The organism is Paenibacillus sp. FSL H7-0331, assembly GCF_001956045.1.
The window spans coordinates 84,193-101,004 of the sequence record NZ_MRTH01000020.1 but is presented as its reverse complement, the minus strand read 5'-3'; the positions used below and the strand labels follow the sequence as shown (position 1 = coordinate 101,004).

Below are 16,812 nucleotides of genomic sequence, written 5' to 3'. Positions count from 1 at the left end.
GAAAATATGCTTCACTAGATCAACACCCCCAAAAAAAGTATAGCCCTACTTCCCACCCTGTTCATCAAGGTTTGAGATGAAATTGAGTGGGAACCACAATATGTTTGACAAAGCTTTTTCCATTGATTTGGGAAATTAAAGAATGTACGGCATGTCTACCCATTTCCTTGTAATTTTGTTTAATAAAATGAACATCTGGCAGGCCAATTTCGTCAAAGGTTATCATTTCTATTTTGCTCAATAAAGATAACTCTTTCAAAGCGTTGTAGGTTAATGAAGCCATTTCAACATTCACAGTAAAGATTGCGGTGATCTCGGGATGCTTCTTCAAAAAGTTCAAAATATATGAATAAGCACGATTAGAAGCAATTATTTCCAGGTCAAGCAAACACCACAGGTTTTTATTAATCGGTAAATTTGAATCAGAGAAAACTTTTTCAAAACCATATGCCCGCTCTTCTGTTGCCGAGTTCGTTATCGTAGGGGAAATAAATGCGATATGACGATGACCTTTATTCAAGAGCATAAAAATTGCTTGATATGTTCCTTGTACATTATCCGAAGTGACATTATAGGTATCAATGCTTTTCAAAAACCTGTCAATCAATACAAATGGAAAGTTATCGAGCTTAAGTCTTAGAATCGCTTCATTATACTTTTCATCGAGAGTGGGAAAAATGATCATACCATAGACACCCATTCCCTTGAATTTTTCAATCGCTCCTGTCTCCGCCGTAAGAAATTCATCCGTTATGCGTAAAATCAGTTGATAGCCATTTTCATATAAATATTTTTCAACATAATATAACAATCTCTGTTCTACATTTGTTTTCATGGTCGGCATGATCATTCCGACAAATTTATTATCTTCATTAGAAACAGCACACTTGTTGTTTTTATCTACGATTTGATTCGTAATATCATTATCCGATACAAAGGTTCCCTTGCCCTGGACTCTGACCACAATCCCCTGGTCTGCTAAGCTGATCAAGGCATTCTTTGCCGTAATACTGCTCACATGATACTGATTCATCAATTCACTTTCAGACGAGACCCGATCACCCGGTCGCAAAGCTCCTTCGCGAATCTGATTAACGATCAAATCTTGGATATGTTTGTACAGCGGATATCCTGCCATATATTATTTCTCCTGTTGTATAAATAAAAATTGTGAATAACTTAACTTTGCCGCTAATCCTTTGAATCCCTGCGAATGAGTTTGAGAAAGACTAACGTCACGATCACGATCAAAATGAAAAATAAGAAAGCCCCTGCTGAACCTACCCCAATATCCGAATATCGGAATGCCGTTTTGTAAATCGTTGTTCCTATGGTTTCGGTATCATCTCCTGGCCCCCCATTAGTTAAGGTGTAGACAATATCGAACATTCTTAGGGAATCCATTATCCGAATCGAAACCACCAAAGCCAGAAAGTTTCTAATCAATGGGAGTGTTATGCCATAGAAAGTCCTGATCCGGTTTGCTCCGTCAATGAGTGCAGATTCATACAATTCTTTTGGTACCGTTTTCAAAGCAGCTAAAAAGATAAGCATACAAAATGGCGTAGAGCCCCATAGCTCCACAAGAATAATCGCGAATCTCGCATTATTTGTATCCGCTGTCCAATTTACTTTGTCATAACCCAACATCATTAATATGTTATTTAGAATACCATAAACCGGTGAGAACATCAGCTTCCATATCGTTGCAGAGACGACGTGTGCCAACATCATAGGTAAAATGAAAGCGGTTTTAAATAAGTTCGCAGCGCGTTCCATCAACGAACTGTTCAATAGAAGTGCCAAGGACATTCCAAGGATGACATTCAAAGCTACAACAATGATCGAAAAACTTAATGTCCATGCAATTGACCCTAAGAACGTTTTATTGGTCAACATATACACGTAGTTGTTAAGACCATTAAATTTGATTGTAGTAGCCGGCATGGATAAGTTGTAGCTCAAAAAACTTAAATACAATGAGTAAAGAATTGGGAATATAGATAAAACAATGATAAACAACATGGATGGGCCGATAAATACGTAGGGAGCTGTTACCGCAGAAAGACTTCGTACTTTTTTGGTGGTAATCATTGTATAATGCCTCCTTTTCTTTATACCATGCTTATATATTTGTGTTTATTATACTTAGGTTATTTTCAAATTTATATATTAAATTTAGTATATAAAACTAGACTTCTTCATTTTATTTCGTTGATTGGGGGAGTCTCTCTTCCGTGAAACAGTGAAAAAAAACGACTCTGTTCGCATTATTTGCGAAAGAGCCGTTTGCGATTTTCTTCGGATTTTACGAGCTTCATGCATTACTTTTTATACTGCGCTTTGTAGCCCTCGTTATAAATTTGAAGATAGCGTTTCAAATTCATGCCATCCAACGTCTGTATATACTTATCCCACTCCTTATCAATGGATGCATCTCCAATGATGAAGCGGGTAGTCATTTCCTTCACGTAATCCTTGATCGTTTTTTGCAAATCACTGAGCTCTGAGGATTGTGCGTCATCGAAGAACACCGGAGGTACACTCTGCTCCTGCTTCGTTTTGTAAGGCTCGTAGTTCTTTTGTGTCTCCTCGTACAAAACACGGGGCACCTCATTCGGCCCAGCAGCAAGCCCTTCAAACATTTCCCGCGAGAAATGGTAAGATGTCGTTTGCGCCCAGTTGTTATTCTGCAGCGTACCGGAAGGCAGCAGCCGCACCCAATTGGCCGGTTTACCATTCAGACCGAGCTCATCCGTTGTTGGCTTCCGCCAGCCAATTCCCTCCGTTCCGATATTTCCACTCATACTGATATCATAGTTATACAGCGCATCTGCCCAACGAAACGCAACCTCGGGATTTTTTGACGCATTTGTAATTAACAGATTACCCCCATTGACAGAATAATAACGATAAGGGGTCTGCTGCAAGCCGTCCGGGCCCTTAAGCGGGGGAACGGTTTTATAATCCAGCCACCGCTTGCCGGTAATATTAGAGAATACCTGTGGGATGAAGGAAGATATGACACCGACCCTCGCATCACCATTTTCCACGAGCGATTTCATTTGATCGTTATTTTGCGTAAAAGATTCCGGGGCTATCAATCCTTGGGCGTATAACTTATTTAAATATTGCAAACCTTTCTTAAAGCCCGGCTTATTGAAATTAACTTCTATGCTGCCTTTATCATCGAAAATTAGCTGGTCTGCATTCAAATCATTCAAAATAAACGAGTTCATTAAAAAGCTGTCCAATCCAGTCAGCTTCTCCTGGATCCCCCCAATCATTGGAATTTCGTCCGCTTTTCCATTACCGTTCGGATCTTTTTCCTTAAATGCTTTTAGCACCTTTTCGAACTCATCTGTCGTTGTTGGCATGTCCAGATTCAGCTTCTTTAACCACTCGGTATTAATCCACATTTTTTGTTGAAGCATCGTATGTGGGTTACGGTCGATACTGCTGAGTGAATATATATTGCCATTGGGAGCAGTCGTCGCTTGCTTGATTTCCGGGTATTTTTCCAGAGTTTTTTTCGTTTCCACACCGTACTTATCGATCAAATTGTTCAGTGCGATGAACAAACCTTGCTGCCCATAAACCATTTGTTGGGCGGGAGAAACGCCGAAGCCAATGATCATATCCGGCAAATCATTGGTGGCCAGCACCAGATTCAGCTTTTCCTGACGATCCTGTGGAGTGGCAAATTGCCATTCGATCTTGACGTTCGTCTTCTCCTCATACCATTTCGTAAACTCATTGGTACTATAATCCTGCACACTCGGATTTTTTACAGCAAGTACTTTAAGCGTTATTTTATCCTTGACCAATGGAAAAGTGCCTGCCTCTGTGCTTGGTCCCTCGGCTACTGCTGGCAGATCCTTCTTCGTGACCCCTTGCTCTTTGCCATCACTGCAGCCTGCTGCCAGCAACAACGTTGCGATTGTTATTGTTGTCCATTTATTCATATTAAGACCCTCCTTGTTAAGTTCATTATCCTTTTAAAGCCCCAATCATTACACCTCTCACGAAAAACCTCTGCACATAAGGGTAAACCAGCATTAAGGGCGCAGTAGCTACTACAATTAATGAATATTTAAGCAAATTTGCAAGACCGGCCTGTTCTGCCATTTGGGCCGAATCACCCATCATTTCAGAGCTCATCTGGCTCCGGATAAGAATTTCCCGAAGCACCAGTTGGAGCGGATAAAGCTTCGGCTCCTTTAAGTAAAGCAACGCATTGAAGTATTGATTCCAATGCTCCACCCCATAATATAAAGCAATCACTGCGGTAATCGGACCGGAAAGTGGAAGCACGACCTTCCATAGGAAAATGAGATCGTTACAACCATCGATTTGTCCCGCTTCCAGATGCTCATCGGGAATGGTCGCCATAAAATAAGTCCGGGTAATCACCATATTCCAAATGCTCAGAGCAGTCGGCAGCAGAAGCGCCCAAGGTGTATTGAGCAAATCCAGATTTTTGACGAGTAAGTACGTTGGAATAAGCCCTCCGCTGAAAAACATCGTGAAGGCAAACACACCCATCAGCCAATTTCGCCCCCATAAATCCCGACGTGATAACGGATATGCTGCCATAATCGTCAGAGTCACGTTAATTAACGTACCGGCAACCGTATAGCCGATTGAAACCGTTATGGATCTCAGCACTGCTGGATCGCGAAATACGGCTTGATAGCCTTCAAGACTAAATCCAACCGGCCACAGCAGCACCTGCCCTGCAGAGACGGCATCTTTATTACTGAATGAAGAGCTTACCACAAATATTACAGGGTATAACACGATAATCAGGAGCAAGGCCATAAACGTATAGTTAATGATATTAAACCAACGATCACCCCTTGATTCTCTTAAAAACGACGATTCCATGTTCCATTCCTCCTGTTACCAAAGGCTAGACTGGCCAAATTTTTTGGATAGCTGGTTAACGGACATGACCAGAATAAACGCGATCACATTTTTAAATAACCCGATGGCCGAAGCATAGGAAAAATTAGGTACCGCCGACTTCAGCCCGACGTTATATACATAGGTGTCGATAATTTCCGAGGTTCTTGTATTCAGCGGATTTTGCATAAGCAAAACCTTTTCAAACCCCAGATCAAATATATGGCCCACATTCAGGATCAGCATAATAATCGCAATCGGCATAATGCCCGGGAGATCGATGTGCCACATCCTTCTTACCTTGGACGCCCCATCCATCAGCGCAGCCTCATGCAGAGCCGGGTCGATGCCAGCCAAAGCGGCAAGGAAGATAATGCAGGAAAAGCCCGTATGCTGCCAAACATCCGACCATACGTAGACCGATTTGAACCAGTCCGGGTCACCCATTACATTGGGCATTGTGAAGCCTAACCACTCGCTTAACGAAGCGAGCGGCCCGATTCGTGGAGAAAGAAACTGTAGAATGAGTCCCACCATGACAACAACTGAAATAAAATGCGGTGCATACGTGATGAGTTGTAAGGTTTTGCGAAACCGGACATGATGGATATAATTGAGGCCCAGCGCTAGTAAAATTGGAAAAGGAAAGGTCGCCAGCAAATGATACAAGCTTAGCAGCAGCGTGTTGGTTAAAATCCGCCAAAAATCATACGAGTGAAAAAAACGAGAAAAATTAGCAATGCCTACCCATGGACTTTCCATAATGCCCTTGGTTATCGAATAGTTCTTAAAAGCAATTTGAGCTCCATACATCGGTGCATAGCGAAACAAAGCCAGATAAAGGAGTGGAAGTATCAGTAATAAGTATAACTGCCATCCCTTCAGTAGCTGGCGTGAAATTCGATTTTTATTCGTAGTGACCACCTCCTGAGCAGATGTCATCCGTTTATTGTTAATACTGACCTGAATTCTTGCGCCATTGCTACCATACAGCCAATCGTTCCGGTAGCGGATCCACGGTTTCAGCCATTCGGTCACATAATCGTTTCATCATGTCCAGCTTAACTGCCGAGTAGCTCTCATCCATCCATAAATTACGCCTTTCATTCGGATCTTCCTGGAGGTCATACAGCTCCTCTTCATGACGGCGGTGATAAGATACCAGCTTATACCGGTCGGTTCGCACCATAGTAGCAAAGCCTCCGATACCATTCTGTTTCGCACTAGCATTATAATGCTCACAGTAAATATCACTGCGATGCGATAATTTGGAATCTACTGCTTCTGCAGTAAGCAGCTGCATAAGTGACTTCCCCTGCATACCGGGATGAATGTGCAAGCCTGCAGCTTCCAAAAGAGTAGGAGCCACATCGACAAGCTCAACAAGCTCAGGACTGCGTACTCCCGATTGAAAATGGCCGGGCCAAGATACGATCAATGGAACGTGAATCGACGGCTCATAGAAAAATGGCCCCTTCAAGTAAATACCATGGTCTCCCAGTAACTCGCCATGGTCCGACATAAAGATGACTATCGTGTTCTCTAGCTGTCCAGTGCGTTCCAACGCCTCCAGCATTCGGCCAACCTGCTCATCGATCAAATCGATCATCGCCCAATAGGCAGCCTTTAGCATGCGGTGGTCCTGCTCATTCATCTGGGAGAAGGGTAGCAATCTTTCATTCCCATAAGCCCCGTTGTGGTCAAACTGTTGGAAGTATGTCTTTTCCTCCAGCTCACCTTCTTTATAATTAGGCAGCGGAATTTCATCCAGCTTTTGCATATATCGCTCAAGATAGGCCCGAGGAGGATTAAACGGGTGATGCGGGTCAAACATATTGACAGAAAAAAACCAAGGCTGCTCGTAGGATTGATTCGCTTCGATAAAATGGACCGCCTTCTCCGCGCACCAGGTCGTTTGATGGTCTTCTGCATCGGGACCGATCTCGACATAACGGCTTCCTTCTGTTTGCAGCGGTTGGTAGGTCTTACCTTTGACGCGCAGCCATTGGATATATTCATTGGTTGGCCAGTGATTGTCCGGATGATGGGACCAGTGAAATTGCGAGTAGCCATCTGCTATTCTGCGCTCTGTTCCATGCATGACGCTTGGATTACAAGCGGACAAGTGGAGCTTGCCTGACAGACCGCCTACATAACCTGCGTCTGCAAGCAGCCGTGTGACAAGCATTTCGTCCTCCGGAATGTTTTGTCCATTTTGCCGACAACGGGTCGTGCGTGGATAACGACCGGTCAAAAAACTCGCTCGGCTAGGCGTACACACCGTTGCCTGGCAGAAGGCATTTTCGAATAATACGCCGTTTTGTGCGAGGCGATCAATGTTTGGCGTCTTAACAAATGAATTTCCGTAACAGCCCAAGGTGTCATAACGCTGCTGATCTGTGCAAATCCATAAAATATTAGGTTCGCTCATCTTAAGCCCTCCGTTTAGTTTTAATTCGAAATGAAAGCGATAACATTTTCATCCATCCCGGGACATCTATAATATACAGAGCCTGGAAACTAGTGTAAACATGAAGGATTTGCAGACTCTGCAATACTTGCTTTTTGCTTATGTGCAATTACTGCAGACCCTGCTATTCTTGCATTTCCCCACTATTTCCGTTTCTAAAAGCCAGTGCGCTTATACCCACAGTCCGCTTGAAGGCACGTCCGAACGTATTGGAGGAGCTGTAGCCTACACGGAGTGCGATTTCCCCAACCGTAAGCGCTGTCGTAATCAGCAGCTGTTTGGATTGTTCGATCCGCAGGCTTTCCAGGTAGTCGAAGAAATTGATCCCGGTTTTTTCTTTGAACAATCTGGACAAATAAGTTTCTGTCACATTAAAGCGTTCTGCCAACAAGGCAAGAGACATTTGCAGATCGGAATACTGATTATCAACAAACGCTATAACATCTTGAAACCATTGCTGCTGCCGATCATTCTGCTTATGTCGTACTGATCTGCTCATTTCTTCTAGTTTATTTTTGAGTTGGATATAGTGAGCCTCAATACTTTCCACTTTATCCAAGATACTGGCCACTGCTACTGCTTTCTCCACACCTGTCACTTCGCCGATTTCACCTGAAGTCTTATATACGCTTGCGGCAAAATCGAATAAAAAGACTTTAAGCACAAGAACAGGCAAATTCCTGTCCACAAAATTATGCCAGTGCAGCTCGCTAAGCAGCTTTGTTAACGTTTCCTCATTCCCCGTACGCACCAGGTTTATCAGCCGGGTTTCCATATTTTCCGGGTAATAATAGCTGCTTGGATTCGGCAAAATTTCTTTGAACCAGATGATGCGGTTATCCTTGCTGCGGATAAGGGCTTGCTGGGCCTCAAAAAAAGATCTTGTGATATCCATTCTTTGTGGATAATAATTACCTATCGATATAATGGACGCAATACCGCATTGCTGCTGGATTTGAAGCTGTACCGACTCTAGGTACCCTGCTGCTTTCCCGTATATGCTAGCAGGCTCGTCCTCAGTAAACTGCATGATCAAAGCAATTTTGTCTACATCCACATCATGCAAAATAACATCCGGGATCATCTCTATTAGGATCTCACTGGCAATCAGTTTTTTCTGATTCAGATATTCGATTTCATCGGCATTAACAGCTGTCGTCGCCCTGTCAGGGAAGGTCAGGATTGCAACCAAATAAGCTTCCCCCATCCAATCCACTCGAACATGCGTACGAACGGCTTCCATATCTGCATCCGATTGAAATTGCCCTCTAAGCACCCTCTCGAAGAACGCCGCTCGCAGAAATGGCAGCTGACGCTCCATTTTTGATTGCAGCTCCTGGTTGCTCGTCATGAGCATAGATATGCTTTGGCTGATCATCCCGAAAGCACCGCTCTTTGGATCGTCAGGCGTTATCCTGTAGTTAGCCAGAGTATGTATGATCTTGCGAATCGGCATGCTGCTCCTATAAGTCATATAGATGCCAATAAGGCTGCCACTGAATAAAAATAAAAGGAAGATGGTAATCGTCGTATTTTTAATATAGGTAATTTTTTTCAGCACAACCTTGGAGGGTTGGGCTGCTACATAGGTCCAGCCGTTATAGGCGGAGGTCACATACGTGACCATCATATCATCCCCATTGATACTGCTGCTCATTACCCCGCTGCTATAAGGCAAAACAAGCCGTTCCTGCGGCAGCTTGGCACTTGGCCCTTCGACACTCGTAATAATTTCACCCTTCTCATCTGCTATATACACCCAGCTGCCGTCTGTGTCGAATCTTTTAAACAGCTTGGTAATTTCGTTGTTTTTAATAAGCATGATGATAATCCCATTGGAGTAGTTGGAGAAACCAAAAGAACGAAGGTAGGTCAGCAACTCATACTGAGTACCTTGAAGCGAGACGTTTCCTGCCGGGATAACATCCCGATTATGATAGGTCTCTACTAACGATTGCAAAAAATTCTCCGATTGATTCGGATACTGGAGTACAGAAGAAAAATCGTCTAATCTGGATGTATAATCGTTGTTCAGTACGAGCTGGTTGTTTTTAAATACAATAAAATAATTCATAATCAATTCATTGGAAATATAATATTCAAGAAGCCGTCCTCTTGCTTCGATGGTTCGATACAGATTAACGCCAAAAGGATCATCGATTTGCTGCAGCCTGGTCACCTTCAAATCGTTGGTAATTCGCCTGATTTGCGTATCGATGTCTTCCCATCTTTTGTCCAGCACATTCATGCCCTGTTCCAGCAATAGGCGGTTGGACGCCTTAACCTCATCTTCCAGCACAGAAGAAGTTTGTTGGTATATTAAAAACCCAACAATCAGTGACAAAGTGAGGATGATGAATAACGGGAGTACAAAACGAACAATAAGCAAGGACTCCATTCGAATATGCCGTCCTTTATTCATTAAAGATATTCCTCCTTGTTGTAGTCAAATTCATAATGCGGGATAGATTTACCTACGGGATGGATGGGCTTGTGTATGTTGATTGGAAAGACAAACCACATCGTAATTATAAATAGATCGTGCAAGATCTACAAGAAAAGTTTAATTCATTAAGTTTAATTTTCTACTTAAAACGGTACTGATAGGAGTCCTCTAGCAAAATATTATGACAAATTTACTATTGAAGACCAATCCCGAAGAGAGAACATCACGAAAAACCGTTCCTTTTTTCAGGGAACGGTTCGTTATTTTGTAGCTGTTACACAACCATATGTTTACGTAATGATGCCATCCAGGAATGACCTTCACAAAATTCATCATCTCATCCCATTCAATAAACCGCTCTCCTCACGCAATGAATTTTATCGAACATGCGTTCCCTTTATCAGATGTTACTGAGTTAACTGGGGGAATCAAATTAATTTCCCGCGACAGTAGCATAACTTATAACTATCTTCATAGTTTTGCATCTCACTAAAGATTTCCGTACCTTTCTTTTCAATTTGGCAACAACGGCATCAATATCTTCAACAGCAAATGCAATACGTTCTCCGACCCGATGTACAAAATAGACGCCTCTGGCTTGCCGATGGCCCATTGCCTGACAAACCCATCCGCTTAGTTAATTGTAAAGTATGACACTAATGTTATAGCAACTAGTTATAGGGTAAGCCTGATAAAACGTGATAAAACAGACAACTATTTTCCCGTTGCAAGCTTGGCAGCCTTCCATTCGAGATGCGCGGCTTCTACCCTTTTCCACAGGTCATCGCGTTCCAGTCTGCTGTAATTGACGAGATGTTCCCCGAATACGTCCCCCAGAATGTCAAACCATTGTGACTTGCTCTCCACTTCAATCTTCGTCAGGCCGTTCTTATCGTGCTTGCTCCATACGCATCCCCGGAGCTCGTTGCTTTCATCCGCGTCTCTTTGTCTAATGAGAAAAATATGAAACCATAGCGACTCCGGCGAACGGCTGTAGAAGTCGTGCTTCGGGATAAACTCCTCCAAGCCTTCGAGTACCTCAGCATCGATATCGACCCCGACAAAGGAAGCGTTTGGATCATGCTCCAAGCGCCAGCCATTGGTCACCACGCTGGATGCCGTCACCTTATAGCTCAAAGGCCCCTGATCATATAGGCCATGACGAAGCGGAATAGGCTCATAAGGCATATCTCCCAATCCCACATCGACAATCCATCGTTCCTCAGCATAAAGATCATCCCTAAAGTTAACACTCAAACCCAGATGGAACGAATTCACGCGCGGTTCGGCTCCCAGTGGCTGAACGCCCGCCCGGTGCAAATTTACGTGATAACCCAATGAATGGAGCAACGCACTGAATGCCCCATTCAAATGAAAGCAGTAGCCGCTCCTGCCATGGAGAACAAGTTGAACCGATTGTTCGAACCCGATGCTAGCCGGTTTGCGGGCAAAAATGTCTACGGTTTGCCACGTAAGAGTCCGTACATGAGCTTGATGCAGAGAAAATAAATATTCCTTGGTCGGCGGTTGCACCTCTGAAATACCGATCCTGCGAAGGTATGCTTTTATTTCTTCTTTCGTCATCGTATACAATGTGAATCACCTCTGATTTGTAATCGCCGTCACCAAGATTATGCTTCGGCTGCATAATCCCATTGTAGAGATGTATGTTTCATTCCTCAATGCAAAAACAACACAACTGTACCGATACAGTTGTGTTGAATTAGAAAGAACTCCTCGATATTTAGAGTCAGTAAAAATTAGCGGAATGGTGAGGTGAATGAGTTATTTATTTTCATAACGTACTAAGTCGTAGTTCATAAAAATACTTCACAATTGGATGCTTTAACTTTATCTTCTCGCTTATATTTAATATTCGCTTTTTTCCAACTCTTCTGTCCACCAAAGCTAAAATATTCAATAAGATATCATTGCTCTCTATACTTTCCTCAATTGAAATGGATAAAAACTTATTAGCTACAACGGTAAAATTTGATTTACTTAATGCTGACTGTGCTGCAACAAGCTCCTTTGCATATTCTGCTATTTTTCTACTTTTTGCAATTATTTTTAGACGATCCTCCGGAACTATTCCCTTGGTATCTTTTCTGACAGTTTCAATTTCTTCATTGTTGATAGGAATTTGGATATCTGAATCATTCTTAATTTCCAACTCCGTCTGATACCATCTGATTAAGGTAGTTTTATCACCCATATTGAGTACGTTCTTTTTATCTACTGCAATATAACAAAGTCCTGCTTTATCAGGTAAATAACGATAGCCGGTTGCACGGTATTCAACCCTTCCATATAACGCCGGACAGAGAAAACTCTCCAACTGTTGCTTCAATTTGCTCCAGGCCATGTAATCCTCCTACGTTCTATATTATAAATACCTATTGAGGCTCATTCTATTATCCATAATACAATAACCAACTCATCGATCCTACTAAATACTTGCCTATAATAATTGAACTTAAATCATCAATGTAACGAATTATTTCGAATATGCTACAATAAATCCAAAATTTTAAAACGTACTGCTTTTCTTCTTATGATTTTGATTTGGGGGGAAAGATGGATAGATAAAAGGACGAACAGAGTAACCGCCCTTTTATCCATGACAGGTTGCATGTAATGCCGTCCATTATGACAGAGGCTCTTTTGACGTATTCAACCATTACAATATTTCGATATACCCTTCTGTTCCATGCACGCGAATTCGTTGCCCATCTTTGATCAGTTTGGTGGCATTTTCCACCCCGACAACTGCTGGCAAGCCATATTCACGTGCGATAACTGCTCCATGGGTCATCAGTCCACCAACTTCGGTGATCAGGCCTTTAATGGAGACAAACAATGGTGTCCAGCCAGGATCAGTAAAGGAAGTGACTAATATATCTCCATCTTCCAGATCAGCATCTTCCATACGTAAGATGACACGTGCCCGTCCCTCAATCACTCCGGAAGAAACAGGCAGACCTACAATAGCGTCGGCTGGGAGATTTTCTCGTTCGTACTTACCCATAATGATTTCACCATCAGACGTAATAACACGTGGGGGAGCTAGTTTTTCATATAATTTGTACTCGTCTTTTCGTTTGCTGATGATCGGGTAATCCAGTTTATTGGTGCGTACGACATCGCGAAATTCTTCAAAAGTGAGATAGTATACATCTTCTTTTTCATGAATAACGCCTGTTTGTACGAGTTGTTCGGCTTCTTTCAGTAAAGCCTGCTTATAAACGAAGTAGCGATTAATCATGCCGTATTTTGGATATTCACGATAACCGATGAAATTCCGGATCAGGCTGATCACTCGTTTTGTTTCTTTGGCTTTTTGTTCACCATCCGGCAATTGCTTCAATCGATCTAATAATTCTTGTTCTTTTTCCAAAGCTTCCTGTCGCCCTTGCTCAAATTTCCGTTTGCCAGCATTAGGCTCAAAGTTTTTGATGTTACCAAGAATCATCGGGACAATTGTAATTGGTTTTTCACTCCAACGAGTTTTAGTCATATCGATTTCTCCGGCACATCGCATTCCGTATTTATTGAGATAAGCATAGATAGCGTCCCCAGTCTCCTGTCCACCATCAAACTTAACCAGTTCATCCAAAAAGTTATCATCTTTTACATGTTGTAAATAATCAATTACTTCGGGATAAGGACGAATCACATCTGCGATATCCAATAGTGCCAGACCCATTTCCGAAGTAATATTGTTAGGGACAGATTGAGAAAGCGTATCTGCTACGTTTTTTTCACCTAACCATTTGTTCATGTTTTCATTGATCCATGATGAAGCATCCATAGCAGTCATAAATACACGCGAACTTTGCGGGTCAAATAAAATCTTCTTTAATTGCTGGATATCTTCTACAATAAAATCAAATAAATCTGATCCTGATTTCGTTTGGATGTTTTGTTTTAACGCTTCTATTGATGTTTGACTACTCTTAATCAAATCCGAAACGATAGTCGGATCGTTTTCGATTTGTGCTTGAAAATCCGAAGACGTTATACTTTCATTGCTTTTACTGGGACTCGGTACTTTGTCTCCATCTGGTGACGATTTTATAAAATCTCCTCGCTCTATTATGGTCATGAGTGCGTCTTTCATAAGCGGGTCGTGTTGTCCCATGGCATTCAATAAAGTTTCTCTGCTGACAGGTGTAGCCAGCATTTGTGTAACATCAACAAACAACCTTCCACCTGCTTTACGCATGGGTGCTGGAGTCGTTAACAGAAAAAAAGACAAGCCCAGTGGGTTCATGGGATCGGTCATCATTTGTTGATGTCCGACAGATACGTAAACATGATTTTCTTGATCATTCGCTTCAGGGATCGGGTATAAAGTAGTGATTGGCCGACTCTGGACCATATAAAATGTATCATCAACCAAACACCATTCGATATCTTGTGGCTGGCCAAAATAAGCTTCGATCTGTCTTCCTATGCATGCCAGTTGTAAAATTTGTTGTTCAGTAAGGGTTTGCGTCTTTTGCTGATCAGGATCGATCTGCTGTGTCTCTGTTCCGCCTTCTTTTCGTCCATAGATAGCCAATTTTTTGGTTCCTATCATCTTGCCGACGATTTCCTCATCCTGTACTTTATAACAATCGGCAGATACCAAGCCAGAGACCAGTGCTTCTCCAAGTCCAAAACTGGCATCGATTGATAGCAACTTTCGGTTGGAAGTAATTGGATCAGCGGTAAATAAAATCCCTGAAGCCTGTGGGAAAACCATCCTTTGAACGATAACGGATAAATAAACCTGACTGTGGTCAAATCCATTTTGCATACGGTAGATTACCGCGCGATCCGTAAATAGGGAAGCCCAACATTTGCTGATATGCTGCAAGATGGCATCGACGCCGATGATATTTAAATAAGTGTCTTGTTGACCAGCAAAAGAGGCATGTGGCAAATCTTCAGCAGTCGCACTAGAACGCACGGCATAAGCATGCTCATCACCAAACTGGGAGAGATATTGAGTAACAGACTCCACAACATCGGAAGGAATTACTACTTCCATAATGATTTGTCTAAGCTTCCTGCTGATCTCACCAATTTGATCTCGATTTTTTACTTTTAACATGGTTAGTCGATTGAGCAAAGCATGATACGTTTCGTTTTGTTCGATGACTTTTTGATATGCCACTGTTGTAACACAAAATCCTTCTGGTACTTGTATTCCTTCAATTTTTGATAATTCCCCTAAATTTAACCCTTTTCCACCAACAAGCAAAAGCTGCGTTTTGTCCATTTCCTGAAAACCGAGAACCAATGAACTCATTCAATATCTCTCCTAACCAATTAAATTGAGAAAAAACCTTTGACAAGAGTTTACCGGCATGTTACAATTAAAGTGTAAGGTGCAACAATTATGTTCATTTAACACTTGAAAGTCGTAATCTGATTATATCATCGTGTCTGTATATATGCAATATAAAAGAACCTGATAAAACTACCCAGGTTCTTTTTTGATTTCCCGCTATCATTATTTACATCAAAAACCACGGTTCGAGCCGAAACTCTGTCACTACATAGTTCCAAGCGAGACGTTGCTTCGCCCCCCCTGTCCTTCCATCTCCCGTATTAACTACAATTCCCTGAGGACAGCCATCAACTAAAATAGCGGTATCCCCGGATAAAATGACATGTAACAAAATATCAGAATCAAAAACATCTTTGAGATCACCGATTTTCAGGATAGAATCTTTCATGACCTGCATGCAAGTTAATCAAATAGCAAAAAGCCAACGTTTTGATCAAACTTTGTTCAGAACGTTGGCTTTTTCTTTCTCTTTTTAATCAGATACAGTTCAAGATGGTAGAATGCATCTTTGCGAGTTACAAAGTAGAGATGTCAATAACGAATCGATACCGAACATCACTTTTGAGGACACGCTCATACGATTCTTCAACTTGGTCTGCACTGATCACCTCAATCATAGGGGCAATGCCGTGTTCAGCTGCGAAATCGAGCATTTCCTGGGTTTCACGAATTCCACCAACGAGTGAACCTGCAATGCTACGACGACCCATGATTAATGAAAATACATGATACTTATCTGGTTCAGCTGGTGCACCAACATTTACAAGTGTCCCATCAATGCGAAGCAAGGATAAATACGCATCCACATCCAGATTGGCAGACACGGTGTTTAAGATCAGATCAAAACGACCTGCTAATTCGGTAAATGTAGCGGGATCACTTGTCGCAAAGTAATGATCTGCGCCAAATTTCAATGCTTCCTCTCTCTTGTTATTAGAGCGACTCAATACTGTTACTTCCGCACCCATAGCATGAGCAAATTGGATCGCTACGTGGCCAAGACCTCCCATTCCCACAATGGCAACCTTCTTACCCGGACCAGTGTTCCAGTGTTTTAAAGGAGAGAATGTGGTAATGCCTGCGCATAATAGTGGGCTTGCCACATCCATATCCAGACCGTTTGGGATACGGACAACGAATCCTTCTGTTACAACGATTTTTTGGCTATATCCTCCGTATGTTGGATTACCATCGTAGTCCAAGCCGTTATATGTGTTGACAACACCTTTCGTACAATATTGCTCCTCTCCACTAAGGCAGTATTCGCATTCACCGCAGGAATCTACAAAGCAGCCAACGCCGACGCGGTCACCAACGACATATTTGGTCACTTCTGTACCTACTGCTTCTACGACTCCGGCAATTTCATGACCAGGAACCATTGGGAAGATTCCGCCCCCCCATTCACCGAAGGCACTGTGAATATCAGAGTGGCAAATGCCACTAAACTTAATATCTATTAAGATATCGTGTGGCTGTAATTCTCTCCGCTCAATAGTGGTCTTTTCAAATGATGCTTTTGCACTTGGGACACTTAGAACACGTGTCGTAGTCATGTTTTTATGATTATTGCACATTAATAGATAACACCATCCTTTCTTTTGAAAAAATTAGCTACAAGAATAGCTTAATCCTTAATGTTGACTTTAAGGC

General features: G+C 42.3%; 12 protein-coding genes. All 12 read right to left on the bottom strand.

The features are described 5' to 3' along the window. Window positions 1-64: 64 nt before the first annotated feature. The gene (locus BK127_RS25815; RefSeq protein WP_076234402.1) at window positions 65-1,138 is read right to left on the bottom strand and encodes a GntR family transcriptional regulator; all 1,074 of its coding nucleotides are present in this window, start codon (window positions 1,136-1,138) and stop codon (window positions 65-67) included. A gap of 53 nt (window positions 1,139-1,191) precedes the next feature. After that, complete coding sequence (locus BK127_RS25810) at window positions 1,192-2,094, bottom strand: carbohydrate ABC transporter permease (protein WP_076234401.1); 903 nt, start codon at window positions 2,092-2,094, stop codon at window positions 1,192-1,194. Window positions 2,095-2,324: 230 nt separating this feature from the next. Beyond that, window positions 2,325-3,965: an ABC transporter substrate-binding protein gene (locus BK127_RS25805; RefSeq protein ID WP_076234400.1), complete on the bottom strand. Its 1,641-nt coding sequence runs from the start codon at window positions 3,963-3,965 to the stop codon at window positions 2,325-2,327. Between the two features lie 25 nt (window positions 3,966-3,990). After that, a complete protein-coding gene (locus tag BK127_RS25800) occupies window positions 3,991-4,887 on the bottom strand; it encodes a carbohydrate ABC transporter permease (RefSeq protein WP_076234399.1) in 897 nt (298 codons plus the stop codon). A gap of 15 nt (window positions 4,888-4,902) precedes the next feature. After that, window positions 4,903-5,943: an ABC transporter permease gene (locus tag BK127_RS25795; RefSeq protein WP_256711449.1), complete on the bottom strand. Its 1,041-nt coding sequence runs from the start codon at window positions 5,941-5,943 to the stop codon at window positions 4,903-4,905. Further along, a complete protein-coding gene (locus tag BK127_RS25790) occupies window positions 5,888-7,336 on the bottom strand; it encodes a sulfatase family protein (RefSeq protein WP_076234398.1) in 1,449 nt (482 codons plus the stop codon). The genes BK127_RS25795 and BK127_RS25790 overlap by 56 nt, the downstream gene beginning before the upstream one ends. 163 nt (window positions 7,337-7,499) lie before the next feature. After that, window positions 7,500-9,797 (bottom strand): helix-turn-helix domain-containing protein, encoded by a 2,298-nt coding sequence (locus BK127_RS25785; RefSeq protein WP_076234397.1) that lies wholly within the window; start codon window positions 9,795-9,797, stop codon window positions 7,500-7,502. Window positions 9,798-10,535: 738 nt separating this feature from the next. Beyond that, window positions 10,536-11,414 carry an arylamine N-acetyltransferase family protein gene (locus BK127_RS25780; protein WP_076234396.1) on the bottom strand — a complete coding sequence of 293 codons (879 nt, stop codon included), beginning with the start codon at window positions 11,412-11,414 and terminating at the stop codon, window positions 10,536-10,538. Window positions 11,415-11,616: 202 nt separating this feature from the next. Next, window positions 11,617-12,186, bottom strand: a complete 570-nt coding sequence (locus BK127_RS25775; RefSeq protein WP_076234395.1) for an SF0329 family protein — start codon at window positions 12,184-12,186, stop codon at window positions 11,617-11,619. Window positions 12,187-12,501: 315 nt separating this feature from the next. Continuing rightward, window positions 12,502-15,117: a phosphoenolpyruvate synthase gene (gene ppsA / locus BK127_RS25770; RefSeq protein WP_076234394.1), complete on the bottom strand. Its 2,616-nt coding sequence runs from the start codon at window positions 15,115-15,117 to the stop codon at window positions 12,502-12,504. 208 nt (window positions 15,118-15,325) lie between these two features. Then, window positions 15,326-15,547 (bottom strand): spore germination protein, encoded by a 222-nt coding sequence (locus tag BK127_RS25765; protein WP_144026555.1) that lies wholly within the window; start codon window positions 15,545-15,547, stop codon window positions 15,326-15,328. Window positions 15,548-15,674: 127 nt separating this feature from the next. Then, complete coding sequence (locus BK127_RS25760; RefSeq protein ID WP_076234392.1) at window positions 15,675-16,736, bottom strand: NAD(P)-dependent alcohol dehydrogenase; 1,062 nt, start codon at window positions 16,734-16,736, stop codon at window positions 15,675-15,677. Between the last annotated feature and the right edge of the window lie 76 nt (window positions 16,737-16,812).

Excerpts from the sequence above, each read along its gene's own strand:
- BK127_RS25815 (WP_076234402.1), bottom strand. The coding sequence starts at position 1,138 with ATGGCAGGATATCCGCTGTACAAACATATCCAAGATTTGATCGTTAAT.
- BK127_RS25810 (WP_076234401.1), bottom strand. The coding sequence starts at position 2,094 with ATGATTACCACCAAAAAAGTACGAAGTCTTTCTGCGGTAACAGCTCCC.
- BK127_RS25805 (WP_076234400.1), bottom strand. The coding sequence starts at position 3,965 with ATGAATAAATGGACAACAATAACAATCGCAACGTTGTTGCTGGCAGCA.
- BK127_RS25800 (WP_076234399.1), bottom strand. The coding sequence starts at position 4,887 with ATGGAATCGTCGTTTTTAAGAGAATCAAGGGGTGATCGTTGGTTTAAT.
- BK127_RS25790 (WP_076234398.1), bottom strand. The coding sequence starts at position 7,336 with ATGAGCGAACCTAATATTTTATGGATTTGCACAGATCAGCAGCGTTAT.
- BK127_RS25785 (WP_076234397.1), bottom strand. The coding sequence starts at position 9,797 with ATGAATAAAGGACGGCATATTCGAATGGAGTCCTTGCTTATTGTTCGT.
- BK127_RS25775 (WP_076234395.1), bottom strand. The coding sequence starts at position 12,186 with ATGGCCTGGAGCAAATTGAAGCAACAGTTGGAGAGTTTTCTCTGTCCG.
- ppsA (WP_076234394.1), bottom strand. The coding sequence starts at position 15,117 with ATGAGTTCATTGGTTCTCGGTTTTCAGGAAATGGACAAAACGCAGCTT.
- BK127_RS25765 (WP_144026555.1), bottom strand. The coding sequence starts at position 15,547 with ATGAAAGATTCTATCCTGAAAATCGGTGATCTCAAAGATGTTTTTGAT.
- BK127_RS25760 (WP_076234392.1), bottom strand. The coding sequence starts at position 16,736 with ATGTGCAATAATCATAAAAACATGACTACGACACGTGTTCTAAGTGTC.